1 protein-coding gene is annotated in these 568 nt (G+C 29.0%); it reads right to left on the reverse strand.

Annotated features, from left to right (window positions below; genetic code table 4):
• Nucleotides 1-76: 76 nt before the first annotated feature.
• Nucleotides 77-568 (reverse strand): restriction endonuclease subunit S domain-containing protein (locus CG473_RS04290; RefSeq protein WP_483407009.1); only part of this gene is annotated, 492 nt, incomplete at its 5' end.

Genomic DNA, 568 nt, shown 5'->3' on the forward strand with positions numbered 1-568 from the left:
TCGATCAAATTGCTTTCCATTTTTTTCATAATAAAAACGGTCCTTTCTGCTAAGACCGTTAATTTTTGTTAGCTCCCTAGAAATTTTTATTTAATTTTGGTCTAATTAAATGACCATCAAAGTATATTTTTTGGTATTTTTCGTTATAAATGTATGTTTTACTAACACTTCCTGTACGTGGAAGAAGAATATCTCCCTTGGTTAACAAATAATTATCTAAGCCATTTAAATTTATTTTTGGTGAGGCTAATTTATCAATATTAAGTAATCTAGAATTTTCATCAATATCTGAAATTCTTAGATAAATATTTATTCCGTCATATTCCGTTGAGGGTGCTGGTAGACCATATTCAAATTTTGTTGCAATATTTCCAAATTTATACCGTTCTCAAGCGTTAGTGAATCCTTTGAAACGGATTTTTGGTACTACTTCACCATCATTCGGAAACATTTTGCTTAACAAACTCTTTTTAATGCTTACAAGTTTCTCATACTTACGCTGATAAAGGGTAATTAGAGAATCGAACTTTTCCAATAATTGACCTATTTTTACTTGTTCTTTGAAAAA

Source organism: Mycoplasma testudineum (genome assembly GCF_002245785.1).
Lineage (GTDB): Bacteria > Bacillota_I > Bacilli_A > Mycoplasmatales > Metamycoplasmataceae > Mycoplasmopsis_B > Mycoplasmopsis_B testudinea.